At 61.6% G+C, this 24,965-nt stretch carries 21 protein-coding genes; 15 read left to right on the forward strand and 6 right to left on the reverse strand.

All coding sequences use genetic code 11. From position 1 onward, the window contains the following. The first annotated feature begins 286 nt into the window (after positions 1–286). The 5 genes from ACQ7JA_RS10730 (at position 287) to ACQ7JA_RS10750 (ending at position 6,373) form a co-directional block, all read left to right on the forward strand. Complete coding sequence (locus ACQ7JA_RS10730; protein WP_430897423.1) at positions 287–1,294, forward strand: hypothetical protein; 1,008 nt, start codon at positions 287–289, stop codon at positions 1,292–1,294. Next, the gene (locus tag ACQ7JA_RS10735) at positions 1,294–3,243 is read left to right on the forward strand and encodes a hypothetical protein (RefSeq protein ID WP_430897425.1); all 1,950 of its coding nucleotides are present in this window, start codon (positions 1,294–1,296) and stop codon (positions 3,241–3,243) included. The genes ACQ7JA_RS10730 and ACQ7JA_RS10735 overlap by 1 nt, the downstream gene beginning before the upstream one ends. Then, the gene (locus ACQ7JA_RS10740) at positions 3,240–4,316 is read left to right on the forward strand and encodes a hypothetical protein (RefSeq protein ID WP_430897427.1); all 1,077 of its coding nucleotides are present in this window, start codon (positions 3,240–3,242) and stop codon (positions 4,314–4,316) included. Before ACQ7JA_RS10735 ends, ACQ7JA_RS10740 begins: the two co-directional genes overlap by 4 nt. A 235-nt stretch (positions 4,317–4,551) precedes the next feature. After that, entirely contained in the window at positions 4,552–5,721 is a 1,170-nt protein-coding gene (locus ACQ7JA_RS10745) for an LOG family protein (RefSeq protein ID WP_430897429.1), read from the forward strand. A gap of 85 nt (positions 5,722–5,806) precedes the next feature. Beyond that, positions 5,807–6,373, forward strand: a complete 567-nt coding sequence (locus tag ACQ7JA_RS10750; RefSeq protein WP_430897431.1) for a hypothetical protein — start codon at positions 5,807–5,809, stop codon at positions 6,371–6,373. A gap of 239 nt (positions 6,374–6,612) precedes the next feature. On the opposite strand, the gene ACQ7JA_RS10755 is transcribed toward ACQ7JA_RS10750, so the two are convergent. Together ACQ7JA_RS10755 and ACQ7JA_RS10760 are read right to left on the reverse strand one after the other, a co-directional pair. Then, complete coding sequence (locus tag ACQ7JA_RS10755; protein WP_430897433.1) at positions 6,613–8,166, reverse strand: hypothetical protein; 1,554 nt, start codon at positions 8,164–8,166, stop codon at positions 6,613–6,615. Between the two features lie 332 nt (positions 8,167–8,498). Further along, positions 8,499–10,013, reverse strand: coding sequence for a hypothetical protein (locus ACQ7JA_RS10760; protein WP_430897435.1), 1,515 nt, complete (start codon positions 10,011–10,013; stop codon positions 8,499–8,501). 287 nt (positions 10,014–10,300) lie between these two features. On the opposite strand from ACQ7JA_RS10760, the gene ACQ7JA_RS10765 reads away from it, so the two are divergent. From ACQ7JA_RS10765 to ACQ7JA_RS10785, 5 genes are all read left to right on the forward strand, one after another. Beyond that, a complete protein-coding gene (locus ACQ7JA_RS10765; RefSeq protein ID WP_430897437.1) occupies positions 10,301–10,657 on the forward strand; it encodes a sigma factor-like helix-turn-helix DNA-binding protein in 357 nt (118 codons plus the stop codon). A gap of 46 nt (positions 10,658–10,703) precedes the next feature. Beyond that, positions 10,704–11,033, forward strand: coding sequence for a hypothetical protein (locus ACQ7JA_RS10770; RefSeq protein WP_430897439.1), 330 nt, complete (start codon positions 10,704–10,706; stop codon positions 11,031–11,033). An 88-nt stretch (positions 11,034–11,121) separates the two neighbouring features. Next, a complete protein-coding gene (locus ACQ7JA_RS10775; protein WP_430897441.1) occupies positions 11,122–11,841 on the forward strand; it encodes a competence protein CoiA in 720 nt (239 codons plus the stop codon). A gap of 1,178 nt (positions 11,842–13,019) precedes the next feature. Then, complete coding sequence (locus ACQ7JA_RS10780; RefSeq protein WP_430897443.1) at positions 13,020–14,111, forward strand: NAD/NADP octopine/nopaline dehydrogenase family protein; 1,092 nt, start codon at positions 13,020–13,022, stop codon at positions 14,109–14,111. A gap of 4 nt (positions 14,112–14,115) precedes the next feature. Next, complete coding sequence (locus ACQ7JA_RS10785; protein WP_430897445.1) at positions 14,116–15,423, forward strand: hypothetical protein; 1,308 nt, start codon at positions 14,116–14,118, stop codon at positions 15,421–15,423. Positions 15,424–15,426: 3 nt separating this feature from the next. Here the strand turns inward: ACQ7JA_RS10785 and ACQ7JA_RS10790 are convergent, their stop codons facing one another. The 3 genes from ACQ7JA_RS10790 to tssK are packed head-to-tail and all read right to left on the reverse strand — an operon-like array spanning position 15,427 to position 19,461. Next, positions 15,427–17,067, reverse strand: coding sequence for a PAAR domain-containing protein (locus ACQ7JA_RS10790; RefSeq protein ID WP_430897447.1), 1,641 nt, complete (start codon positions 17,065–17,067; stop codon positions 15,427–15,429). Then, positions 17,009–18,124, reverse strand: a complete 1,116-nt coding sequence (gene vgrG, locus ACQ7JA_RS10795; protein WP_430897449.1) for a type VI secretion system tip protein VgrG — start codon at positions 18,122–18,124, stop codon at positions 17,009–17,011. The genes ACQ7JA_RS10790 and vgrG overlap by 59 nt, the downstream gene beginning before the upstream one ends. Further along, on the reverse strand, positions 18,121–19,461 hold the full coding sequence (tssK, locus tag ACQ7JA_RS10800) for a type VI secretion system baseplate subunit TssK (protein WP_430897451.1): 1,341 nt from the start codon (positions 19,459–19,461) through the stop codon (positions 18,121–18,123). The genes vgrG and tssK overlap by 4 nt, the downstream gene beginning before the upstream one ends. Positions 19,462–19,612: 151 nt before the next feature. Between tssK and tssE the strand changes: the two genes are divergently transcribed. From tssE to tssG, 3 genes are read left to right on the forward strand one after another with little or no spacing between them, the layout of a single operon-like run. Further along, a complete protein-coding gene (gene tssE / locus ACQ7JA_RS10805) occupies positions 19,613–20,113 on the forward strand; it encodes a type VI secretion system baseplate subunit TssE (RefSeq protein ID WP_430897453.1) in 501 nt (166 codons plus the stop codon). Further along, entirely contained in the window at positions 20,110–21,957 is a 1,848-nt protein-coding gene (gene tssF, locus ACQ7JA_RS10810; RefSeq protein ID WP_430897455.1) for a type VI secretion system baseplate subunit TssF, read from the forward strand. The genes tssE and tssF overlap by 4 nt, the downstream gene beginning before the upstream one ends. Further along, complete coding sequence (gene tssG, locus ACQ7JA_RS10815) at positions 21,921–23,006, forward strand: type VI secretion system baseplate subunit TssG (protein WP_430897457.1); 1,086 nt, start codon at positions 21,921–21,923, stop codon at positions 23,004–23,006. The genes tssF and tssG overlap by 37 nt, the downstream gene beginning before the upstream one ends. A 113-nt stretch (positions 23,007–23,119) precedes the next feature. On the opposite strand, the gene ACQ7JA_RS10820 is transcribed toward tssG, so the two are convergent. After that, a complete protein-coding gene (locus ACQ7JA_RS10820; RefSeq protein WP_258827209.1) occupies positions 23,120–23,527 on the reverse strand; it encodes a DUF2750 domain-containing protein in 408 nt (135 codons plus the stop codon). Between the two features lie 165 nt (positions 23,528–23,692). Between ACQ7JA_RS10820 and ACQ7JA_RS10825 the strand changes: the two genes are divergently transcribed. Both ACQ7JA_RS10825 and ACQ7JA_RS10830 read left to right on the forward strand, forming a co-directional pair. Further along, entirely contained in the window at positions 23,693–24,049 is a 357-nt protein-coding gene (locus ACQ7JA_RS10825; protein WP_430897459.1) for a nuclear transport factor 2 family protein, read from the forward strand. A gap of 41 nt (positions 24,050–24,090) precedes the next feature. Next, a complete protein-coding gene (locus tag ACQ7JA_RS10830) occupies positions 24,091–24,933 on the forward strand; it encodes a helix-turn-helix domain-containing protein (RefSeq protein ID WP_430897461.1) in 843 nt (280 codons plus the stop codon). The last annotated feature ends 32 nt before the right edge of the window (positions 24,934–24,965 follow it).

Here is a 24,965-nt window from a genome sequence, read left to right on the forward strand (position 1 = left end):
CAAGCCAGCTGACCAGCGAGCCGTGCCTTGATGGCTTTATTGCACGTTTACTAGTTGGTCGTGCGGTACTTCTGTGGAGCTGGTTTCGTTCGTTCAACCTACCAGACGTACAGGTTCTACGCTGGCCGAGCACGATTTGCGTAACAAAGCCCCTCGAAACTATCGAATGTGGTCGCTGCCTATATTGGCGGCGCTCCCTCCTTAGTTAGATCCGATCGAGACGCGAACGTTATAAACTAAATTGCAATTTTGGCTAGATCGACTTTGGGCTTGGATCGGATCCGCGATGACACCGACTTCTAAAATTGTTGCATTTCGAGAACAAGCGGCAAGTATAAAGGGCGATATGCCATGGGTTTCCATATGCCAGCAATCGCTTGTCTGGGAGAAATTTTTTGACCGTGTAGTGAAAGTCCCGTTATCTGGTCTGGCCCCGGTCGTATGCGTCGATTTGGACCTGACCTCATTATTGGCACCTCAAAAATCGCGGGAAGTATTGGATCGTCTCCGTGCCCACGCGGGGGAGATCGATAAGATGGCCAATGTCGCGCCTGATACTTTCGCCCGGACTCTGGATGAGATATGGCGGAACGCCGAGCCCGCGTTGCTGCCCGGCTATACCTCAACGTCGATTCAGGCGTACGGGGTATATTGCACTGCGCAACTGCAGGCACGCACGGGCCATGTGATCGATCCTGATCATGTCTCCAGGTGTGAGGAATTCATCACCAATAAAGTTCACTCCTGGCTCCGCGACGGCTACTGGGACCGTGATCTCGCGGATGACCTGCCCGCCACCGGTTTCTCCCAGTGGGCAGGCCGGGTGGCGGAAGCGGGCGCGCGCGTGGTCTTCCTAAGCAATCGCGATCCCGCCACTCGCGAAGCATCCCTCGCGAGCATTAGACGCATGCTAGGGGAAGCGGTCGAGCCCTTCGCCTTCTTCGGACCTGGCGGATCGATGTACGACGCATCCTCGAAGGCTACCGCGATCACATTGCTTGAGCAGGGCATCCGCGCTGGTGTCCACTATGGTAAGGCGGAAAACGGGCGGGTCGAATATCTCGAGGTTGCTCCTGGAACACCGTCATACACGGTCGTCGCCATTATCGACGATCGCGCCGAGAATAGGCGGCGGGTGATCGAGGCCTCAACGGTGTCCGCCGCGCGGCTTGAGGAAAAGGGTATTGGGGCGGTGATGGATATCGCCAGCGCCGCCGAAGGGTTTTGTCCGGAAATGGACGTCGTCGGCATGCCAATGGTGATTTCATCGTTTGCCTTCAAGGAGGGCACCTAATGTCAGATACCGTTTCCCACTCCTCGCGCCGGGTGCCATTGGGCGATCTTCGGTTTCTCGTAATCGGCGAGATCCGCCGCCTCCTGATGGAGGAAAAGCAAGCCGTCGAGCTCGCTCAATCCGCCGATTTCGTGTCGCGCGAGCAGGCGCGGCTGATTCGCAGGCGCTCGATAAACGACGCGTTGTTGGAATTTGAGACGCTCGTGGATTCGACCGTTGCCGCGTTTCCGCAAATGAGCAACAGGGCGCGTCAGGCGCACATACTTGCCCGCAACGCGGCCACCGCCCGCAGCGGGCAGGAGATGCGATCGCTGATCGGCGAAATCATCGATCTTTTTGAACAGCCGCCCTCGTCACAATCGCCCCTACCCGTGACCATTACGGGGGACGACCAAGGTATCGTGTTCGGCATTGGTGGCACACCCGATCCCGTGGCCTCTTCAGCTACTACGATTTCCGACTCGCTCGCGAGATCGAGGATTGACCAGGCGTTTTTGGCCGCGGTATGCCAGATGATTGACAAGGCCCGTCTCGCGGGCCGAAAACTCTCGGGTACGGAGCAGTTTGTCAGGGCGGCCGCGTTTCAGGCGTTGGAGGCCGGCGCGGCGCCTCCCCCGGCCTATATCGGCATCGGCATCTCCGGATTCCGTCGCTATCAAACCAGTCTCTCGCTCGCGGATCCCGGCGAGGGACACAATCTGGTGACCTGTCTCGACTCGCGACTGCTAGCCGGCACCGTGGTTCATGTCGAGCATATCGACCGCGGCAAACAGACCGATCGCGAGATCGTCGAGGCGTATCGGTTGCCCGCGCCGTTGAACGCCGCCCGTGTTCGCCTGCAAGTAGGCACTGCGGCCCCCTGTACCGCCTATATCGGGCGTCCACCGTTCGAGAACGGTGCTTCGCCGGATCCGGCGACCAAGGTTGTGATGGCCCGCGAATTCGAGGAGGATCTGCTCAAGGCAGCGCATATGACCGCCAGCGCGTGCACCGTCATGTTTAGTCATGGTATCGCCGATTGTAAGGTCGCGATAGAGCGAATGTCCGTCACCCAGCTTGTCCGCTTCATGGAAGCGATCGCGGGTAATGTGCTGCGCGACCGCTCCCGGCAATTTCTTTCCGCGGCATTCAACCTGAATGTGCCATTGCTGGACGATCGTGGAACGGGAACCCCACACTGGGTCAACACCAAGTGGGAGATTGCACGGCTCGCCATCGAAATCACCGTGGCTGGCGGATTCGAGAAGGTGACATGGGATGGCGCCTCCAACCTCGCGACTAGCGAACCGGTCATCACGACTTTCACGAACGCGCAGTGGCTGGAACTGATTCATCTCGCCCATGAACAGGGACTGGAAACCTACGTGTCGGCGGGCATGGACGAGCGGCACATGCCCGCGTGCGTCTATTCGGGCGTGGACGGTGTTGGTATCGGCACAAGCCTCCACTATCGGAAACGCGACGCGAACGGGAAGTATGTCATGGGTGAACTCAAGCCCGCGGCGATTCTCGAGGTTCTAAAGACAAGGGACACGGCCGCGAGATCGGCGAGGGGGCGAGGAGCGGACATGCTGGCGATGCTTGATCGCCTTCACTACGAAAGCATCCTGCCCGAGGAATGCGAGGCGTTGAGGACCCAACTCTTTTCCGCGTTATCGATCGAACAACCCGTCGACGGATCGATCGAGAGGATACTCGTAGAAGTCGAGAGTCACGAGTATCTGGCCGCCATGCTGGAACATAGGGCGCGGGGGTACGACCTGCATCCGGTGCTTGCGCAGGCGCAACGACAGATCATCGCCGGGCAGGGACGTTCCGCGATCCTTGAGCTGGGGGCGATTAGAGCTCGCCGATTCGGGGGAGCCCTCCCTGGTGCAACCGTCGAGGAGCGCCTGCGCGAGGCGATGGGGCGCGATGACATTACCGAAATCATGGAGATTTTAAGATGAGCCCTGGGCTGCGCGGGTACTACGAAGGAACGGATGGGAAAAATGTGCTAAGGATCGCACGCAATTGTGATCCCGCCATCGACGGAACCTCGCTCGCGGCGCATCGGCCGCGCATCTTTGACACCGACGACGAGCCGGACAGCGTGCCGATCGAGGAATTCGACCGACGTATAGAGGCCAGGGTACCGGCGCACGTGTTGGCGCGCATGGACTCGGTTATGCGCTCGGCTGAGCTGCTGGCCCAGCGCGGGCTGGCCGATACCCCGCCGCTGGACCGTTACGAATGGCGCCGTGGAATGATCCTGTCGTGGTCGCATGCCCGGGACCTCGCGACCGTTCTCGACGCGCTTGGCCATCCACGTCCAACGGTGGATCGCCATGACCTCGACGAAGTCGTGCTCGGCAAGCACTTGAAAGGCCGGCTTGGGAGCGCCGATCAATGGTACATCGACTATGTCAGTTCTTTGGACGATGGCGCCTGGGTCAACGTCGGCTTTTTCAATCCGCACCTCTCGGCCTCGATGTTCAAGTGGGGCGATGCGAGGCACGGCAAGCAAAACGCCATGGACGCCCATCGGCTTTCCTCGCATCACCTGGGCAATCCGGAAGCCCCGCTCGAATGGATCGAACGCGCGGCCAACTTCGTCGTGCATCACATTCCGCGTGAGCACTACGGTATCCGCCATGAACCGCGGGGGGAGTTTTCACAGTTGGAGCATGTTCTGGCGACTGACACTGCCATCAAGGATTCGGAGATTGGAAAAGCAATCGCGCGTGATGTCGCGCGACTATGCGAACTGCTTGAACAAGAAGGGAAGATCATCCCTTGGAATTTGCTCAAAGTCCCTGCGGACACATTGAACGTGTCGTTAGTCGAGCACGCTTTTCTCGTGGCCTCGACGGCCGACCTCCCTCCAGCCGATCCGATAGACGCCGATGAGTATCAACGCCAACTCGAGCGTGCGAAAGCGGTGATCGCTAGAGTCCCGCTGGAGGCCGAGAAGGCCGAGGCGGGGGGGCGTGGCGAGATCGCCACCGTGTTCAGGAAATTGCTACGCGAGGGCGGATATTGAAGGGAGGATTAGAGCCAGCCTCACGCCGCACAGTTCGGCGATGGTAGCTCCTCGGTGGACGAGTTCCCAACGTCGCTTTCGGACTAATTGGTGGTCTGGACTGGACACTCGAACCCTCTAGGATCTCGACATTCTCGACGATGGATTGTTTATTGACGCGATCACCGTAGTCGTCATCGCTCAATGACGGTGTAAAAGTTGAAACACCAACCAAGCGGCTAAACAGGAGACCACGATGGCAACACCGATCGACCTAATCAAGCATCCGCCCTTCAACCCGATTCCTGGTGGCGTCTACGCGCCCTTCGAACTGTTGCGGGGCTTCGACCCGAAGAATCCCCATAGTGTCACCGAGACGCTCGATTACAAGAGTTACATCTACTTCCAGCAACAAGGGCGTACGACGATCTCGGATCCTTTCGCGGCCATGGTGCAGGGACTCCACGACGTATCGATCGTGCGCGGGATGAACGCCTACCTCGAGGAGGAGATGCGCGCTGGCCGCCGACCCATCGCCATCATGGGTGGCCACAGGGAGCCACGCGGTAGCGCGACATACCGCGCAGTGGCCCGCATGGCGCAGCTGTTTTCCGAGTCGGGTTTCGTGGTGGCGAGCGGCGGCGGACCGGGCTGCATGGAGGCGTCACATCTGGGCGCGTTGTACGCGGGACGGGGTGAGCAGGCCCTAACTGAAGCAATTGATAGGATGGCGGCGGGAAGCTTCGCGAAGCTGCCGGAGAATATGGGCCGGGTCCTGGTGGGGATGGACGGGAAGTGGTCCCTGAACGAGGAATACGCCAGCGAACTATATGACTGGATGCTGCCGGCGTGGGAGATCGCGAACGAATTCAAGGACAGGCTGACACCACTCAACCGCAGCCTAGCCGTTCCGACCTGGCATTACGGCCATGAGCCGCTCACGCCGCTAGCGACACATGTGGCCAAGTATTTCCTCAATAGTATTCGGGAGGACGTCCTGCTCGCGCTCGCGTCGTGTGGAATCATCTTCTCCGAGGGCCGCGCGGGCACGCTGCAGGAGGTCTTCCAGGACGCAGCGCAGGTTTATTACCGCAACATGGGCGGGAACCAACCGATCACCTCTATGCTCTTCTATGACAGCGCGTTCTGGACGATGCCGGAAACGCCCGACGACAAGGTTCATCTGCCCGTTTTGGATTTGCTGAGGCAGCTTTTCGTAGCCAGCAAGAACATGACACAGGTTGAGTTCGATCAATACGTCCGTACAGTCGACAGCCCGGAGGAGGCTGTGAAGGTAATCAGCACGAACGCGCCACCTGTCGAGGCTGTCATCACAAAACTTAATGCGATCGGTGCGCGGAATATCGATCCGATGCAGCTGTCCAACGCAGTGTTGCGATGGAAGAGTCACGCGCCCGGAAATTGAGGCACGCCAAGATGGTCAAAGGTGGACATCCACACGCCTCGTGATGTTTGTCCGCCCTGCCGAAGCGAGCGGGAGGAGAGGAAAAATGCTTAGACTCTGCTCTTACAACGTTGAGAATCTTTTCGAGCGCGCAAAGGTGTTCGACGATACCGAATGGGACGTGCGCGACGCTGGCGAGGAGGGCGGGACTGCGGCCCGGATCCTCGACGCGTTCGCGGATGCCAACGCCATCCTGGCCAAGCGCGTGTACGACGCCCGGGACAAGGAGGAGATCGTACGGCTGCTGAATGTGCTCGGGCTTATCGGCTCGGACGACTCGAAGTTCGTACGAATGCGTCGCAACCGGGGCCGATTAGTGGAACGGGAAAACGGGACGGCGCGGGTCGTCGCGAACGGACGCGACGATTGGCTTGGGTGGCTGGAACTGCAAATGGAGGCGGTCGACGAACAGGCGACCCGCAACATTGCCAGAGTCATCCGGGACGTCGACGCGCAGGTCCTAGTGGTCGAGGCCGAGCACAGACCCTCGTTGTCGCGATTTAACGAACAAGTGCTTCAACCCATCGCCGGGTGGTGTTACGAGCACATCCTGGTAATGGATGGCAACGACGAACGAGGGATCGACGTGGGCCTTTGCTGTCGCGGTCAGTAACCAGTTGACTTCATGCGTAGCCATGTCGACGATCGGGTGGACGGCGAGCTTGTGTTCAGCCGCGACTGCCCCGAATATCATGTCGCGCTTCCCGATGGCCGACGGCTGGTCGTTCTCGCCAACCATTTCAAGAGCAAAGGCTATGGAGAACCGACGGACCAGAGCAGTACGGGCCCGAGCGCGGTAGTCGCTGCTAGCCCGACTAAAGGGACACTACGCCTGACTAACGGAAGGGACCTTCAGCCGGCTGCGATCGCTTCCACCCAGTCTTGGTGTGTAATGTCGAGCCGTTTCAGAATGCTAGCAGCGAGGAAAGCGGGGATGGTCGGGTTACTCCCATAGTGATTGCCGAGCCTAAATGGTCGCTTAGACTTGCGTAGTAATTTGATCTCCGATCCCTTGCCTTGGGCAACCTCGACGCCGCAGCGTTCGAGCAACTTGAAGAAGTAACGCCTACGCAGTTGCGGGAGTATGTTCGACGCTCGGTCGGCGTCGATTTTCTGCACGGACTCTCCGGTCTCATCGCCTGCATCAGCGGCTGCTTCCGCCGTCTTCGCCAAAGCCACATAGAGTAGGGTTTCATCCGGGGCATTGTCGGCTGCTGGCAGCGCTGCCTGCTCATCGGTACCGTGCAAATAGTAATGTTCGATGCTCAGGAAATCCTGGACCAACTGGCGGTGCACCTGCTTGAGTAGCCACCATGACAGTATGACTGCGCCCTCCGCACCAAACACGGCATCGAGCGCGCGCCAAGGATGCATCCACCAAGTAATGATGCCGTCATAACCTACTTTAAGAGCGCCTCGGACAAAGTTAGTGTGCAAGCCGCGGCGCAGGCTTTCTGCATCGTCGCAGAAGACGATCCTGGCGCAACCGTTCGGCGCCAGGAAGGAGAATGTAGCCACGCAGCTGGTTCCCGGGATGGTGAACATGTAGCGCAGTGCGCGGTCGCTCGACAAAAGATAGGGATAGGCTTCGAGCAGATCGGCGAACATATCCTGATAGGTCCGACGGAGCTCGGCCAGATCCGGTGTCGTGAGGTCCTGGCGCAGCGCAGCCAGCAGCGGGGTGAGCACGACATTGTCGAGGTAGGCAACCGGCTCGACCGCATACAGGCTGATGATAGTTCCGACACGCTGCTGCTCCTGGGCGGTCATGTCACGCGCGAAAGCGAGAGTGCTCTGATGTGCAGGGCCGGGTCCATGCGACAGCGTACAGTGGCCCGGCGTTAGCAGGAGAGCATCAAACAACTGGTACGGCAAGAGGTCGACAACGGTTTCCCACACCATTGAGTAGAGCCGATCGCTGCCGTGCACGATGTTCATGTCGATTGGCGCGACAACGCAGTCGTAGGCACTAAAGAATGCTCGGAAAGGATCACTACGTGCTCGATGGCGCAGCGTAAAGCAAATTTGCCGAGTAACATTCGTCGCCCAAGCCTGCGCGCGCTGATGCAGGTCGAGAAAATCCTGGTCGTTCGCCAGCATCACCTCCACCGTCCTGAAGCTCAGACCGGCATATTGGTTGTTTAGCACCCGGGTTTCTTCGAGCAAGGCGTTGCCGGCATCGCGCTGGCTCACCGTGATCATATCGCGCAACGCCGACGGGAGCGTACTTGTGGGCTGCTCTTCGACCGTCCAGTCCCGGCTAGTAGCTACTTGGTGCGCGAACTTACCTATCGCGCTGTCGGCACGACGGTTGAGAATCTTGCCTATATCATCGTTAAGCTTTCTGCGCAGGATCTGCTGCTGCAGGGTCAAGGCGCCAGATGTGGGCGTAGCGGAAGTGTTCATAGCAGTTTTTTCCCAACGCGACGAACGCGCATTGATTAGTTCGGCGAGCAAAAAAGTCTGACAACGAACAAAAAGTTTGGTAATGCGGACTGGCAATAATTTGACGGAGGAATGCGCCGCGAAACTTCGAGCAAGCTGTGCTTCGTTTAGCCCGATTTTGCTATAGGCCCGCCGTTGCCGATGTGATGGCGTCTCTGCTTTTGTGGCTTTCCGGTCGTCGCCTCAGGGGAGAGTGCTGATCCCTACCAGTAACCACTTCACGGTCCACGTTGAGAGCTGCTCATTCAGGTGTAGCTTCAGTAAGTTAGACCGCGTACATGCCACTAATCAGTTTATCTGCCGAGCATTTGTTTTTTCGCAGCCAGTTTCGCCTCAAACAAACGGTAGGCCCGCTTCTCATCAAGCTTAGGAAGGTTCGGCTCGTTTTGTAGGAGGTCAGCCAGCACCGGGGTCACAACATCGAAGAGCGCCGAGAGCAGCGCATCGCCGACTGCTCGCGGCTCCGCAAGATCCTCCAGCAACCCCGGCATCTCGCCGTGAGCGAGTTTGTTGCGGCCCTCGCGGTAGACTTTGTTAACCGCTGCATCGACGGTGAGCACATCGTCTGGGATGGCCTCATCGACCGGCTTGAGAGCTGCCTCGGCGAAGGCTGTCATGTCCTTAGCAGCTCCACCGGCGCCAGAGAGTCCGTCGGCGGCACAGCCATAGTTCACAACGGCCATAAAATCGGAAGCTTCGCGACGAGCTTCGCCGACCCAGTACAGTGCATTGGCCCAACGTTCCACGAGATGCAACGCATGTCCGCTCCGTCGTCCATCGATGTAGTGCTGCAAGATGCACCCGGCAGCATCCAGGAAGGGTTGCTCGCCCGCCATCTTGGCTGCGAGCGCGCCCGGCGGACCACCAACCCCAGGCATCTGTACGCTCGATCCACGCAAGATCCGCCCATCAAGTGTGGTCGCCAGCCTGTCCTCTGCAAAAAGATGCTGCCTGCCAGCTTTGCTAAAGCGTCGTGCATCCTCGACTTGGAACCTCAGTCCAATTGCGTCAATCGCCAGCCCCACCACCACAGACGCCTTAAAATGTGATCGAGCAGGTTCATGCTCCTTCATCCGGATTGTCGCTACCCAGCCGTAGTTGCGCAGCGTGCGTAGAACGTCCAGCGCGTGTGAGGTATGGCGGCCAGCCCCGGCATCCATCGATCGAACACTCAACGAATCCATGTCCAATTCACGACTTTCGACCTGGCGGATAAGCTCACGAACCTCCGAATCCTTTACGAATGAAGCGAGCCATTCTGCTCTGGGCAGGAACCGCACCGGCCCCACGGCGAACGCCGGTACTGCCTGGTCTACGTGAAACAGATGGCAAGGGATATGCCGATCGACGTCGGGACTGGCTCTCATGGTGAGTTGCTGCAGGTGCGCTTGGTAATCTCCCGCGAGCGCAGCGTAAAAATCGTCACCGACCGCAACATCTTCCTGGTTCTGGTCGTCCGTGACTTCTGGAAGGCGGGATTGGCAGTTGCGAAGCGTGTCTCCGATAGCCTGGAACGATAGCCTGGTGAAAGCCTGCCGATCAATTGTCTGACGCAAGTCTTCGCGCGATTTCCAGGTTTGCCGTGTCAGCTCGTGGGCTGCATCTACTCCGACTTGGGTCACGGGATATTGCCCATCTTGGGACGCTGGAATGGCAAGGGGAACCAAGGGGTTGGAGCTGAGGGCGTGCCATTGCGCGAAAGGCATTGCCTTCGCCTTGATCACGTCCTCCACGATCTTTTCCATGAGTTTCCCAGTAGCCTCTTCTTTCGCGCCGCTCGGGCTTGCGAGCTTTTTTTCCCTTGCCATTCCACTCCTCCGACTTATCCCAACAGTACATTAGTATTAAGCATAACCAGCCCCATCTCGGGTCATGGCCACATACAAATGCCGTGCGATCATATTCTGCGAGTCATACTACTCTGCCCTCAGCGTAAGTGGCAGCGTGGCCCACTCTGCTGTACAGGGCAACTTGCAGCCCAACAACCAACCTCCTTCGCATTCGCCTAGCAGCGTCTGACCGTTGACACGCCCCCCGTTTCTAATATAATTAATATTATAAACAAAATTATTTCAAATACAACATGGCAAGACCTATGAAGCCTGTGCCGCGTCCGGTGTTGCGGGTCGACGAGATTCATCAGCAGCTTGGTGAGCTAACGCGGCAGCTTACGAGCAACCCAGACGTCGCTCGATTTTCGCTTCAAGTTGACAATCGAACCGGAATGGTGTTCGCCGATGTGCATCACCATGATGGGCAAATCCAGCATAACGAATGGATAGCAGGGGGGCGGAGTCAGAACACTCGATTGGCTGCGCCACACACGATCGATGAGCGAAACAACTCTGTCCTGTCTTTGCTCGATCAAGGACTCACACAGATGGAAGTAGCAAGGCGCATCGGTATTTCTCAATCTCGGGTGGCGCAGATCAAGAAATCTTCGTCCACATAACTCAAACATCGAGCGCCCAGTTAATGGCGTGTGAAAGGGTCTCAACATGTCTAAATCCTCCAATATCAAGAATGCTATCGTTGATGGCAGCGTCGATCTCATTGAAAAAGTCTCAAGCCCAGCGTCGAGAGCGGGCGCCGCTGTTGAACGGGTCGGCCGCATGCTTGAAGAAGGTGTTGATCCGGAAGTTATTGCCTTGCAAATGACGAAGAACAGCCCGAACAGGAAGCCCTATACCACCGCCAAGGTCTTGGCCTACGGTGACCTTTATGAAGACTCAAAGACCAAATCGCCTGTAACCGCAAAGCAAACCCGCGCGCTCATCAAAGATCAGCGCGTCCAGGGGAGAGCCGACGAAGTACCTTTTCCTGCCTAATCCTCCGTCCCTCACCATGGCCGCCTTTAGCATGTGCACAATTAAGGCCTGCGCGGATCAGTTACCAACGCCCATAGGGAAGCTGTAGATGCTCTATGCATGGGTCGGCGATCAGAAGCGTGCGCCCACCGTAAAGGGAGAGCGGACGACCTGCCGCGACTGCGGCAGTTTGCTCACTGCGGTGATGCCTGTTGAGAATACGCCCCACTGGCGGCATAAGGCAGGCGACTGCGATCCCTGGAGCGAACCTGAGGGCCCTTGGCATTTGGGTTGGAAAGAGCTCTTCGACATGTCTTGCCGCGAGATAGCTCTACGAGACAAAGCAACGGGAGAACTGCACCGCGCTGACATCCTGGTCGGTAGCGGTACCTCACGGGCGACCGTTCTTGAACTGCAACACTCTTCAATCAACGAGGATGAGCGAAACGCGCGTGAGGCCTTTTATCGAAGTGAGCATCGAATGTTTTGGCTTGTCCATATCCACGACGAAAGCTCGTTTCTGAGGACATATTTCGGCATGTCGCTAGACTTCAGTTCACGCGTCGTCAACCTAGACGGCAAGGAATTCGCCGTTATGCACTGGATGGGGCCGAATAAGCAATTCATAGAAAAATGGAAGCGCGCTACCGCGCACGTCTTCTTCCATGCGGGCTCTCACATCTTCTACCTTGCTGGCCCTAGCGTAGCTGCGCGCCTAGGAGGGCCATTCCAGCGCGGTGAGTTCGCTCTTTGCGTACTGAAGCGCGACGATTTTTTACGGGCTGTCCACTGGGAAGATAGCGTCGCCCCCACTCCCGTTGTAAGCTAAGGTCAGTCCGCGCTGGCGACGATTTGCACCATCCTTCCGTGCTTGAATCCACGATCCCTGGTCATGAACGCTTCCAGCGTGTGATACCGCGGCTCCATAAAAGCAGTTTAGACATCGAAGACTGCTGGCAAATCGATGGCTCTTTCAGCTATCTGCGCCGTGACCTGCTTGACAGCTTCTTGACGCAGTCCGGCAAGGCGTTGATGTGGCTCATGTGGGAGAGTGTGGCTTCCATCACCGGTCAGCCGAAGCGCACAATGTTCACGAGTACTTGCACACTACAAGCATATTGACAGGCGTACTCACGTCTATCAGCCTTCAGCACCAAATAGTAGGCCGCCTCAGGCGGGGGGAGGGGCGCCGCCATTTTTGGACACAGAAGACGTTATGCAGGGTGTAGAACCGGCGGCAGCTCCAGTATCCTTGATGGGCAAAGCCTCTTACAGGTTCTTGCTAAGGGCTAATTTGAAAAATATTCGACTTAGCTCATGCGTTCAGGAATGGGTTGCCCAGTACTATCAAACTTTATTAGCGCAAAAAACTGTTGGGCAAATGTTGAGACGGCTTTACTATCAAACTATATTTTTGTTAGGCTGCGTTAGTTAGAACACTAAGTCTTTGATTTTTATAGTATAACACTATCAAACTTTATTGGTTATCCACACGAGAGCTTCGTTCGCCGGACGCATCGGCTTTCCTGCCACTTTTTGCTCGTCTCCGGCCCACTGGTGGCCAAAGCTGCTGCTCAGCAATTCTCTGGCAACTCATCAATTTCCCCCAGCCTAGTGCACATCATCCCTTCTCACTCTTAAATGGGTTCGAAAAGGCTGATCCAAGGCAAATTTCGCGCATCTCGTCTGATTACATCAGGCAACTAAAATCGAGTAAAAGCCTGCATCACGGCCTTATCTTTGCTTATCGTACTGCCGCGTTCAATTGGGAATTCGGTTGACTTCCCCATCAAACAAACTTATCTTAATTTCATCGATAAGCAGGCCAAAAGCTTGCCCGTCTAGCATTTTCTCGCGTGGGTAGCGACAGGAATTCTCTCTGGTGTGACGTTCAGGCGTCCCACCCGTCCTCCCATGTCGACCGACAAACGAGCCACCGCCCTTGAGTGAGCGGACCTGTCACTGACGCTCGCCGCGTCGTGCCCCTGGCTGTCTACTGGAGGACGCATGAATGTGTTAATGGTTGGTGCAGGCAACGCCGGGTGTGCGCTTGGCGCGATCCTCGCGCAGGACGGACACCGGGTGGTCCTGCTCAAGACCTCCCGCTCCCTGCATGACGAAAATTTCGATCACGTTCGCGAAACGCGCACCATCAAGATTGTCAGCAATCCCAAGGGCGGCGAGACCAGCACCGCCACGCTGGCCCTGGCCACGCGCGACGTCGAGGAAGCCTTTGCGGAAACCCCTGACGCGATCATCATCACCACCCAGACACAATGCCATGCCGAGATCGCGGCCCTGATCGGCCCCTACCTGAAGGCGCACCAGCTGGTGCTGATGGCGCCGGGCTACATGGGCTCCTGCTACTTCCTGCCCCACCAGGAGAAGGAGCCTTTCCTACTCGCGGAAGGCGAGAGCCTGCCCTACGACGCGCGCATCACCGAGCCGGGCGTCGTCAACGTCCTGTTCAAGAATACCCGCAACGCCCTGGCCTTCCTGCCGCGCGAGCGCGCCGCCGAAGGCCTGGAGCGCGCCGCCCGCCTGTTCCCGACCTATGTCGCGATCCGCAGCAACGTGCTCGAGTCGGCCATGCACAACCCGAACCTGATTGTGCACACCGTCGGCTCGCTGCTGTCGGCCAGCCGCATCGAGTACGCCCAGGGCGAATTCTGGATGTACCGCGAAGCCTTCACGCCCTGCGTGCTGAACCTGCTGTACAAGCTCGACGCGGAAAAGAACGCCGTCATCGCGGCCACCGGCGGCAAGCCCTCGCCCTATTTTGACGAGTGCAAGTTCCGCAACGAGGAAGACCTGTCGCAGGAGTCGATCTCCGTGTTCCGCCGCTATGCGCAAGAAGGCGGCCCGAAAGGGCCGGCCACGCTGCAGACGCGCTTCATCACGGAAGACGTGCCGATGGGCCTGGCGCTGCTGTCTTCGGTCGGCCGCCTGATGGGCGTGCCGACGCCGACGGCGGACGCGCTGATCTGCATCGCCGGTGCCCTGCTCGACCGCGACTTCACCGCGGAGGCACGCACGCTGGAAGCGCTGGGACTGGGAGGTGTCAGCCCGGAAGGATTCAAACGCATTCTGAACGGGTGACGATGTGAGCCTGCACGACCTTCTCGCCAAGCCCTATTACACCTGGCGCCGATACATCCCGAGCCGGGTGCTCTACCACCCGGATTTCTTCCGCGTCTGCGAGCTCCTGAAAGGGGACAAGGCGGCCATCGCCGAACATGCGAACGCGCGCCTGCGCCACATCCTCGTGCATGCGCTCGATCATGTGCCCTTCTACCAGCGCAGCGTAAAGCTCAGCAGCGCCGAGGCGGCCAACGAGCCACTGCACGAGGTCTTCGCCGCTTTTCCTTATCTCTCCAAGGAAGAAGTGATGTCGCAACAGCGCGACTTCCTCGACAGCCGGCTCGATCCCGAGAAACTGATGTACGCCACCAGCGGCGGTTCTTCCGGCCAGGGCATCGGCCTGTGGCGCACCAAGCGCCTGGCCGATATCGAAAAAGCCTTCTTCACCCATGAATGGGGCAAGCTCGGCTTCTCCTTCGACAAGTCGCGCATCCTGCGCATCGGCGCCGACGCGCGCCGCCTGGCGCACGAGGAGCCGGCACGGGTGGTCGGCAACCGCCTGATGCTCTCGCCCTATCACGTGCATGAGCAGCACAAGGCAGCGATCGTCGACGCCATCAACCGCTTCCGCCCCGAGTTCGTGCACGCCTACCCGAGTTCCGCAACGGCGCTGTCCGAACTTCTCCAGGCCGGCGAACTCGACGTGCAGGTCAAGGCGGTGCTGCTGGCTTCGGAACCGGCAACGCCGAGCCAGCTGGCCGCGATCCGACGCCTCTTCCGTGCGCCTGTATCGCTGAACTATGGTTTGTCGGAACGGACGAACCTGGCCTTCCTCAAGGTCGACGATACAGGCACATCGGACTACCAGTTCGACGCCCTGTATGGCTGGAACGAGAACCGCATGGATGGCGACCGTCCCGAGATCGTCGGTACCTCGCTGTGGAATGACGTGATGCCCCTGATCCGTTATCGCACCAATGACTACGGACTGATCGACGCAAGCGGTCGCTGCGCGGGCATCGATGGCCGCGGCCACGAGTATCTGGTCGACCGCAGCGGCAAGCGCATTCCGGGCCTGTCGATCGTCATCGACGAAGTGACCTGGGATTTCGTGCGACTGTACCAGGTGCGCCAGAACAGGGCCGGCGAGATCACCCTGGCCGTGGTGCCGCGCCACGGCAGCCTCAACGACGAGCAGAAGGCCTTCGTGCTCGACGCCCAGCAACGCCGCTGGGGCGGCTTCTTCGACATCTCCCTGCAGGAAGAGCACGACATTCCGCTGGCGCCGAACGGCAAGCGCAAGCTGGTGGTCAGCGCGCTCGACGCCTGAGGTTCACGCCATCGGGTAGATCAGGGCGGCGGCGCGCAGCCAGGGATCCTCGTTGCTGATGCATAGGACGGGCACATTGCGTTTGCGTGCGTAGTGCTGCGCCAGTGCAAGCACCGTCACGAAGGGCACGGCGCCGCAGCTCCCACTGCCCAGGCCGATACGGATCACGTCATCGGCCGCGTCGAGCTGGGGAATGGTCGGAGCCGCCAGGGACATCAATTCGAGCACCCGGTTCGAGCGGTGCGCGGTGTCGGCCACCACCATATCGATCTGCGCCAGTTCGATGCCGCCTGCTTTGGCGATTTGCTCGCTCAATTCCAGCAACACCGTCGCCTCGACGCGTCGTGCTTCGTCGGCAGAGTCATCGCGGCGTTTTTCACCGATGGGACCCAGCAAGGCATTGTCGCCAAGCCCGTACTGCCGCGCCTGTTCTACGTCTGTCAGCAACAAGCCTGCCGCACCCTCGCCCGGGATCTGCCCCCGTGCCTGGGACGACGAGGTGAACAGCAATTCGCTCGCAGCCAGGCGGTCCACGCTTTCTTGTCCAATCAGGGACGCGCAGGCGATGACGATGGCGATCATGGAACCCGGTTTGGTAGCCGAAGGCATCAGTTGCGTGAGCATTGCGGCTGGCGTCAGCGCTTGCACCTGGTCCGCTACTTCCGGGACCCCGATCTTATCCACAGGCCAGCCGTACTGGCTGACGGCATGCTTGAGCCACATCGTCGCCGCGCGGTGCACATCGGCCGGCCATTCCTGCGGCAGAAGCAGGCGCAACTGAAGCAAGGGTGGCGTTCCCTCGGCAGGGATCAGTTCGCCTGCACGACTGCCCAGTTCGCTCGCCACGCCCGTCGCCAGGGTCAGGGAGCGCCATTGCTCTTCGCTGAAGCGTAGCTGGGGCATTCCCTGGGCGGACAGCCATTCCATGATCTCGTCCTGCAAGGCTTCATCGAGCGCTTCATCGCTGCGCGCGGTCATGACGGGAAAACCATTGTCGTCGAACAGTTCCTTGTCCAGGTCGGCGCGGGCCTCATTGTCGGCGATGGCGCTGGCGAGTTCATCAGCGGAGCTTCCATGGGGAGAACGCAGCGCCGTCGCGACGATGGCGAGCACGGGCGAGGACGAGGCGGTCTCAAGGGCTGCCGCCGTAGCCGCCGACGCCATTGCCGGTTTGGCGCCACCGGCCATGACCGCCGCATCCTTGGCCGCGACCGCCTTGCTCGTCTTCCAGAACCCCAACAGCAGAGCCAGGGGCAAGGCAACGAGGGTCAATGCCAGCTCGCCCGTTCCCGGGTCACGTTGCGTTTTGTGCCAATACCAGAGCATGCAGGTCCAGCAGACGAGAAAGGTCGTCAGGATCACGGCGCCATACTTGAACCATTCGACAGCCTGGCGTGTCGGTGTTGTTGTAGCAGTTGTCATGATGGGCACTCGGAGATTGTCGAAGCTTGCTTGTTGACCTGCGATGAGGGTGGCGCCGCAGGCCGTCTTGTCGCCATGGCGCGCGGCGGGCTTGCCATCCACGATCGGCGTCGAGTCGCCGCCGATGATGGGATTGGGGCCATGCATGGGACAGGTGACTTTGTCACCCATTCGCGCGATGCCTTTGCCGCCGGTGTCGCTCTGTTGGGAAGATTCGATCACCACCCTCCAGCGTGATCGACGACTCCCCCGCCTGCAGTACGATCTTTTCCTTTGCCTCGATCTCGATGCAGTCATTCACCGAGATCACCGTGATCTCCTTGTCCGCCAGCATTTCCAATTCACCCGTATGCGCCTGCAGCATCAGCTCGCTGTGCGCATCCGCGGCCCCTTGTTCCGAGAAAATCCGTTCCCCGCTGCCGTCGTACACCGCCATGCGAGGCAGCTCGCCGGCATTCAAGCCGGTGGCGTGCTCGGCCCCTGGCGCCATCAATTGCGCGGGATCCCAACTACTGATCGCCACGCTATTGCCCTGCACGCTGCGCCGCGCCCGGAACCCGTCGATCGCATCGTCCTCTTCGGTCGCCCGCATGCCATGAAAGCGGAGCACGTCTCCGCAAGGCGTCGAGGGCGCCGCCGCCCGGCTGTCGAAGATCACCAGCCGGTGCCCGCCGTGTTCTCCCATCTCTGGCTGCTCGTGCTCGAGGCGCCAGTTCAAGCCTTCCGAGGCCAGCAGGCGCATGAAGAAAGCCAGGTCACTTTCGCGGTACTGGGTGCAGACCGCGCGTGGCTGCAGCTCCTGCGCTACATCAAACGCAAACCGCATTTGTGGATAATCCGCCAGTAATTCACAGGCAATGTCGCGAACGTTCTTGTCCTGGAAGATGTAGCTGTCGCGCCGCAGCGCCAGCATGGCCAGGGCCGGCTCCAGCCGCAGCCGGTAGCGCGCCACGCCGCCATCCGCGCCCAGCCAGGACGCGGCGGTACACAGCCCATGCCAGCTGCGCCGGCTGCCGTCCGGCTGGAGCAGGCCGAGGGTCAGCTCTTCGCCGATGAACAGCGCCAGGTCCAGGCCGGTGGAGGTGGACAGCGCATCGATCTCGAACAGGAACAGCGCGTTGATCTCTTCATGCCCGGTAAAGCCCTCCACCGCGAGCGCTTCCGGCAGGCCGCTGTCCTGCTTGCTCCTCAGGGCGATCAGGCGGGCATGCTGGCTCAGTCCCGTGCCGAACAGGCCGAGGGCGTCGCCCAGGGCCGCGAAGTCCGGCGCCGCCTTCATGCGGCGACGGCCAGCAGTTCCAGCCGCAATTCCTTCATGCCAGCCGGGACATAGATCGAGATCGATTGCGCCTTGAGCATGCGTTCATACATCGGCCCCTTCGCTTCCAGCACGAAGTAGCAGGTCTCGGGCCGCACCGGCACCGCCGCCGGCAGTTGCGGCGCGTACTGCAGCCTCACCCCCGGCAGGGCCGAGAGCACGAATTTCTCGACGTCGTCCGGCGCGCCCACCTTGAAGCGCAGCGGCACCACGTCGACCAGTTCCACCGCGGGGATCGCGGCCGACACCGCGATGTAGAAGGTGGTCTTCTCGTCGATCTTGCCGGAGTCCAGCGCCCCGATGTGGTAGGAGGGCCGCACCTCCGACAGGGCGATGGCGAAGTATTTCGACGAGATCACCGTGTCGAGCAGTTCGCGGATGATGGCATGCAGCTTGGTGAAGCAGGGACCGGGGTCGCCATGCTGGTAGGCCGGCAGGTCGCCCAATTGCCAGCTTTTCGAAAACGTCATCAGGCCGCCCGCGACGTCGAGCAGTTGCTGGAACAGCCGTTCCGGATGCAGGGCGGGATGCTGGAAGTTGTGCGTCAGGGTCGCACAGGCCGAGCTGGCCGTGTGCAGCAGCCAGAACGACGCCATGTCGCCGGAGCGGAACTCCACCACATTGCGGCTCGGCTCGCGCTGGTGCCCGTACAGGGCGGCCACCTTGGCCTGCAGCGCGTCGAGCAGGCGGCGCAGCTGCTGGAACAGGGCGGGCGCGGCGCCTACCGACTGGGTCGGCGGCACGAAGGCGTCGTCCAGCTCGAAGCCGCCGGTGGAGGCGCGGCGCACGCGCAGCAGCGGGAAGTGGACGTAGGAATCGCGCGGCTCGGCCTCGGACACCAGGCGCAGCGATTTTTTCAGGTAGGCCAGCTGCACCTGCGCCGCCTGGGTATACAGGTCGGGCGTGTCCTGGTTGGCCTGCACGAAGCGCGCCGTATTCGAGGCCTGGCCCGGCGGCGTGAAATTGCCGCTGAAAGGCTTCATGCCGGGCAGGGCGATGTAGTAGGTGGCCGCCTGCTGGGTGGGCGGCAGGAGGCTCAGGTCGACCGTCTCGGGCAGGGCGTCGACGTCGGGCGCGTCGACCAGCTCGCCGTCCTGGAAGCGCAGCGACAGGCCCAGCAGGCGCAGCACGCCGCTCCCCAATGCTTCCTTGTCCACCTGCAGGTTCTCGACGCCCCAGGCATAGGGGTGGACCGCCTTGATGCTCTTGTACAGGCACTGCTCGTGGTAGTGGTCTTGCCGCTGGAAGTGCTGCGGTCGCAGTAACAGGCCTTCGCCCCAGAGAACTTTGCTGGTCATGTCCTGCCTTCCCTCAATGGTTGGTCGGATACTCAGCGAAACATAACAAGCGGCAAGGGTTTCGCATGTGAACTTGATCAAACGTTGGTACGAGTTCACGTGGCAACATCGCGTTTCGTGTTCACGAATGCGACAGCGCGAGGAGAGCGGGATGAAGGGATATACGCCAGGCTTGTTCGATCGCCTGCTGGGGCTGCCGAACCGTGGCCACGGCAACAACGCCGCCCAGCGCCTGACGGCAGAGGAGCTGAAGGACACGGTCGTGCGCGACCTCGAGGCTTTGCTCAACACACGCTCGACCATTCCGGACGGCGCGTTGAAAGCCTATCCCGAGTGCAGCCGTTCGATGGTCACCTACGGCCTGGGGGACTTCGCCGACCGCTGCCTGTCCAGTCCCTCCGACCGCGCCGAGATCTGCGCCAGCATCGAGAAGACCATCGCCTGCCACGAGCCGCGCCTGCGCAATGTGCGCGCCAGCCTGGATATGCGCGGCGACTCCGTCAACCGCCTGAATTTCTCGATCACGGCGGTGCTGGTGGCCAGCGCCTCGCAGGAGCCGGTCAACTTCGACGCCGTGCTCACGCCCTCGACCCTCCAGTACAGCATCAGCAAGGCCGGCAAGGCGAGCCGCCCGGCGGGAGCCGCGGCATGAGCGTCGACCAGCTGCTCCCCTATTACGAAAGCGAACTGGCCTACCTGCGCCGCAACCTGCGCGAGTTCGCCGAACGCTATCCGCGCATCGCCGGGCGCCTCCTGATCAGCGGAGAAGTGTGCGAAGATCCGCACACGGAGCGCATGATCGAATCCTTCGCCCTGCTCAACGCGCGCATCGCGCGCCGCCTGGATGACGACTATCCGGAGTTCACCGAAGCGCTGTTCGAGGTGCTCTACCCGCACTACCTGCGGCCCTTCCCCTCCTGCTCGATCGCGCGCATGGACCTGGGCGGTGCGGCCGCGCAGTCCGGCCCCGGCACGATCGCGCGCGGCACCCAGCTCAATACGCGCCCGGTGCGCGGCGCCGCCTGCACCTTCCGCACCGTGTACACGGTCGACGTGGCGCCGCTGGCCTTGAACGCCGCGCGCTTTTCCGCCGTCATCGAAGCGCCCGATGCCGCCCAGCTGCCGGGCAATGCCTCATCCTGCATCAGCCTGGGGCTGGCCTCGACATCCGAACAGGGGGCGCTGGAGAAAAGCGGCACGCCGACGTTGCGCGTCTTCCTCGATGGCGAGCCCTCCTTCTGCGCGGCCCTGCGCGACGCGCTGTTCATGCGCACCGTGGGCGCCTGGGTCGAGGTCGAGGGCAGCGGGGTGTGGCGTGCCTTGCCGGCGATTCCCGTGCGCCCGGCCGGCTTCGAGGAGGACGAGGCGCTGATCGACTTCCCCGCGCGCTCGCACGCCGCCTACCGCCTGCTCACCGAATACTTCTGCTTCCCCGAGAAGTTCAACTTCGTCGACATCGACCTGGCCGCACTGGCAAGCGCCGTCCCGCCGGGCACGCGCGCCGTGACCCTGCACCTGGCCCTCTCCGGCATCCGTTCGGATTCGAACCTGGCGCGCATGCTCGGCACCCTGTCGACCAATAATGTGCTGCTGGGCTGCACCCCGGTGATCAACCTGTTCCGCCAGCGCGGCGAACCGATCCGGGTGACGCACACCAGCGCCAGCTATCCGGTGCTCGGCGATGCGCGGCGCGCCTGGGCCTACGAGGTCTACGCCATCGAGTCGCTCACCCTGGTGCGCCAGACGCCGCAGGGCGAGTCACTGGTAAGCTTCCGCCCCTTCTATGCGCTGCACCACGCGCAGACGCCGGAGGATGCGGGCCACTACTATTGCGTGCGGCGCGACGAGGCGCTTGCGGACCGCAGCCCCGGTTTCGAGACCCAGGTCTCGATCGTCGACATCGACTTCGACCCCGCCGAAATCGAGACCGACACCCTGAACATCGAACTCACCTGCACCAACCGCGACCTGCCGTCGAACCTGAGCTACGGCCAGCCGGGCGGCGACCTGTTCCTGGAAGGCGGCTCCAGCGTGCGCGCCATCTCCTTCCTGCGCAAGCCGTCAAGCTCCTGCCGTTTCGCGCACTGGCGCGGTGCGCACTGGCGCCTGGTGTCGCACCTGGCGCTGAACCACCTGTCCCTGCTTGATGCTGGCGTCGAGGCCTTCCGCGAGATGCTGGCCCTGTACGACCTGCCGCGTTCGCCCTCCTCGCAGCGCCAGATCGGCGGCATCAAGTCGATCGCCCAGCGTCCCACGACCACCTGGCTGGACGGGAATCCCTTCACCTGCCTGGTGCGCGGGGTCGAAGTAAAGATCGGCATCGACGAGGAAGCCTTCATCGGCAGCGGCATCCACGCCTTCGCGGAGGTGATCGCGCGTTTCCTCGCCCTCTACGTGCATGCGAACAGCTTCACCCAGCTGGTGATCGTGTCCCACAAAACCGGAGAAGCGCTATTGACATGCGAGCCCCGCAGCGGCGATTTGCGCCTGCTGTAATCGAGCGCCTGTTCCGCGAGCCCTACCGCTTCGAGTACTTCCAGGCGGTGCGCATGCTGGAACTGTGGCTGCGCCGCCGCTGCAAGCCGCGCCGTGGCCTGGTGGCGGACTACCTGCGCTTCCAGAACTCGCTCTCGCTCGGCTTCCCGCCCAGCCAGCTGGAGTCGATCACGCCGGAACCGCGCGAGCTCGACGCCGGCACGCCGGCGCTCGCTGGAGCCCTGAAGGACGGCAGCCTGAAATACCTGCGCCTGACCCCGGCCTTCATGGGCCTGCTGGGCTCCCAGGGCGTGCTGCCGCTGCACTACACCGAGCGCATCGCCGAGCACCAGGCGCAGGCCAAAGGCGAGCCCGAAGCCGAAGGCGCACGCGCCTTTCTCGACGCCTTTTCGAACCGCTTGCTGGCCCTGTTCTACGAAGCCTGGCGCAAGTACCGACTGGCGCTGCAGTACCAGGTCGATGGCGAGGACGGCTTCATCACTATCCTGCTCAGCCTTGCGGGCCTGGGCGACAAGGCACTGCGGCGGCGCCTGAGCAGCAGCGAGGATGGCGGCGTGCTGGACGAATCGCTTGCCTACTTCGCTTCGTCGATGCGGCACCGCCCCAGCTCCAGCGTGCAGCTGGCGCGGGTGCTGTCCGAATACTTCGGGCAGCAGGTCGTGGCGGAGCAGTTCGTCGGGAGCTGGTACGAGGTGCCGCTGGCCCAGCAGACCCTGCTCGGCAGCGACAAGGCCGTGCTCGGGGCCGGGACGATCGCCGGCGCGCGGGTCTGGCAGCGGGATTTGCGCCTGCGCCTGGTGGTGGGGCCGCTCGACCGGGCCGGCTTCAACGGCTTCCTGCCGGGCGGCCTGGCGGCGCGGGCGCTGCGCAGCATGCTGTCGATGTTCACCGGGGTGACGCTGGAATACGAGGTCGAGCTGGTCTTGCTGGCGGCGGATGTGCACAACGTGCGCCTGGATGGCGTCGACGGCCGCCTGGGCTGGGATGCCTACCTGGTCGAAGGATTGCAGACGGAAGACCGCCGCGACGTGCGTTACGAGTTACTGTAGGGTGGGCCGGGGCGCGCAGCCGGGTCTCCCGCCCACGCGTTCGAACTCTGTGTGAACGGACGGAGCGTTTGTTCACGGGGCTGGCTGAACGCGTGGGCGGAGGACCGCCCACCCTACGAATTCTTGAGAGCCCGTTCCAGGTCCACGCGCAGCATGTAGGCGGTCGGCGTCAGTCCCTTGTCGCCCGGCGTATAGAAAATCCCCGGCAACACCCCATCCTCTTCCAGCTGCGGCAGCAGGTCGTTCAGGAGGTCGTCCAGCGGAAAGGATTGCGGCTCGTAGCCGTCCCACTCGAATTCCGCGCACAGGTCGGCGAATTCGCTGGCCGGCCACATGGCGAACACCAGGGTGCCGTCGTCGGTCTTCGCCAGCGCCCAGCCGTCGCGGTACAGGCCCCAGACCTCGCCGCTGGCGGCCACCCCTTCGACAAAGCGCAGGTAGCGCTGCGGCGCGCTCAGGGTGACGACGTCGGCCAGCTGCTGGGCGCCCTGCTTGATTGCTGAAAGTGTCTGCTCGCTCAAGATGGTTTCCTTTGTCCTCCCGGCGAGGATACGCCACATCGCGAATCGATGGCGCAGGCGCGATCGAGGTGGCGGGACTGCATTACCTGGGAGGTAATCGCCGCGCCTGCCCGTCTTGCGGAGAATGAAAACCGTCAAGTCGACAACCACCAATCGGAGATGACCATGAACAACGCAAGCACGATCGCCCGCCAGTACCTGGCCGCCTGGAACGAAGCCGACGGCGCCGCCCGCCGCAACCATGTGAAGCAACTGTTCACCCCGAACGCCCGCTACGTCGATCCGATGATGCAGGGCAGCGGCCACGAGGGCATCGAGACCCTGATCGCCGGCGCCCAGCACCACTTCCCCGGCCACCGTTTCGAACTGGCGGGCGTGCCCGACGGCCACAACGACGTGGTGCGCTTCTCCTGGACCCTGCGCGCCCCGGACGGCGACAGCGTCGCGCACGGCACCGACATCGCGGTGGTGGCGGGCGACGGCCGCCTGGCCAGCGTCACCGGCTTTCTCGACAAGGCGTGAGTTCGCGGGCACAATCGGCCGCAATCTTGAACGGAGGAGGCATGGATACGAGTGCAAACGCAGCCGAGCACCAGTACTTCAGCGATTTCGGCGCCGCCCTGCGCTACTGGCGCGGCAAGCGCGGCATCAGCCAGCTGCGCCTGGCGCTGGACGCCGGCATCTCGCAGCGCCACCTGAGCTTCCTGGAGAACGGCCGGGCCCAGCCCGGCCGCGAGCTGATCCTGAAACTCGGCCTGGTGCTCGACATCCCGCTGCGCCAGCGTAACGCCATGCTGCTGGCGGCCGGCTTCGCACCGGCCTACCGCGAGCGCAGCCTGTCGGACCCGGAGCTCGGCGCCGTGATGCAGGCCCTCGACTTCATGCTGGAGCAGCAGGCGCCCTATCCGGCCCTGGTGGTCGACCGCCTGTGGAACCTGGTGATGGCCAACGAGCCGGCCGCGAACATGATGCGCCTGTTCCTCGGCATGCCGCCCCATGCGCCGATCCCGCGCGACGGGTCGGTCAACGTATTGAAGCTGATCCTGGACCCGAACGGCCTGCGCCGGTATCTGGTGAACTGGGAAGACGTCTGCACCGACCTCTTGCTGTGGGTGCAGCGCGAGGCGATGGGCGACGGTCCCGGCAGCGAAGCGACGGCTATGCTGGACGAGCTGATGGCGCTGCCCGGCATCGCCGGTGCCGCCAGCCAGCCCAACCTGGAACGGCGCGCACTGCCCTTCCTGCCGGTCACCCTGAAGAAGGACGACATCGTGCTGAACCTGTTCACCACGATCACCACCCTGGGCACGCCGCACGACGTCACCGTGCACGAGCTGCGCCTGGAATCCTTCTTCCCGGCGGATGAAAGCAGCCGGCAGTGGTTCCAGGCCCAGGCCGAAAAGTGAGCGAAACCCGCTTGAGGATAAGATGCGGGTTT

It is taken from the genome of Massilia sp. BKSP1R2A-1, from assembly GCF_050586525.1.
Lineage (GTDB): Bacteria > Pseudomonadota > Gammaproteobacteria > Burkholderiales > Burkholderiaceae_D > Telluria.

Bases quoted from the DNA above. Each gene is read 5' to 3' on its own strand.
- ACQ7JA_RS10730 (WP_430897423.1), top strand. From the start codon at position 287: ATGACACCGACTTCTAAAATTGTTGCATTTCGAGAACAAGCGGCAAGT.
- ACQ7JA_RS10735 (WP_430897425.1), top strand. From the start codon at position 1,294: ATGTCAGATACCGTTTCCCACTCCTCGCGCCGGGTGCCATTGGGCGAT.
- ACQ7JA_RS10740 (WP_430897427.1), top strand. From the start codon at position 3,240: ATGAGCCCTGGGCTGCGCGGGTACTACGAAGGAACGGATGGGAAAAAT.
- ACQ7JA_RS10745 (WP_430897429.1), top strand. From the start codon at position 4,552: ATGGCAACACCGATCGACCTAATCAAGCATCCGCCCTTCAACCCGATT.
- ACQ7JA_RS10750 (WP_430897431.1), top strand. From the start codon at position 5,807: ATGCTTAGACTCTGCTCTTACAACGTTGAGAATCTTTTCGAGCGCGCA.
- ACQ7JA_RS10755 (WP_430897433.1), bottom strand. From the start codon at position 8,166: ATGAACACTTCCGCTACGCCCACATCTGGCGCCTTGACCCTGCAGCAG.
- ACQ7JA_RS10760 (WP_430897435.1), bottom strand. From the start codon at position 10,013: ATGGCAAGGGAAAAAAAGCTCGCAAGCCCGAGCGGCGCGAAAGAAGAG.
- ACQ7JA_RS10765 (WP_430897437.1), top strand. From the start codon at position 10,301: ATGAAGCCTGTGCCGCGTCCGGTGTTGCGGGTCGACGAGATTCATCAG.
- ACQ7JA_RS10770 (WP_430897439.1), top strand. From the start codon at position 10,704: ATGTCTAAATCCTCCAATATCAAGAATGCTATCGTTGATGGCAGCGTC.
- ACQ7JA_RS10775 (WP_430897441.1), top strand. From the start codon at position 11,122: ATGCTCTATGCATGGGTCGGCGATCAGAAGCGTGCGCCCACCGTAAAG.
- ACQ7JA_RS10780 (WP_430897443.1), top strand. From the start codon at position 13,020: ATGAATGTGTTAATGGTTGGTGCAGGCAACGCCGGGTGTGCGCTTGGC.
- vgrG (WP_430897449.1), bottom strand. From the start codon at position 18,124: ATGAAGGCGGCGCCGGACTTCGCGGCCCTGGGCGACGCCCTCGGCCTG.
- tssK (WP_430897451.1), bottom strand. From the start codon at position 19,461: ATGACCAGCAAAGTTCTCTGGGGCGAAGGCCTGTTACTGCGACCGCAG.
- tssE (WP_430897453.1), top strand. From the start codon at position 19,613: ATGAAGGGATATACGCCAGGCTTGTTCGATCGCCTGCTGGGGCTGCCG.
- tssF (WP_430897455.1), top strand. From the start codon at position 20,110: ATGAGCGTCGACCAGCTGCTCCCCTATTACGAAAGCGAACTGGCCTAC.
- tssG (WP_430897457.1), top strand. From the start codon at position 21,921: ATGCGAGCCCCGCAGCGGCGATTTGCGCCTGCTGTAATCGAGCGCCTG.
- ACQ7JA_RS10825 (WP_430897459.1), top strand. From the start codon at position 23,693: ATGAACAACGCAAGCACGATCGCCCGCCAGTACCTGGCCGCCTGGAAC.
- ACQ7JA_RS10830 (WP_430897461.1), top strand. From the start codon at position 24,091: ATGGATACGAGTGCAAACGCAGCCGAGCACCAGTACTTCAGCGATTTC.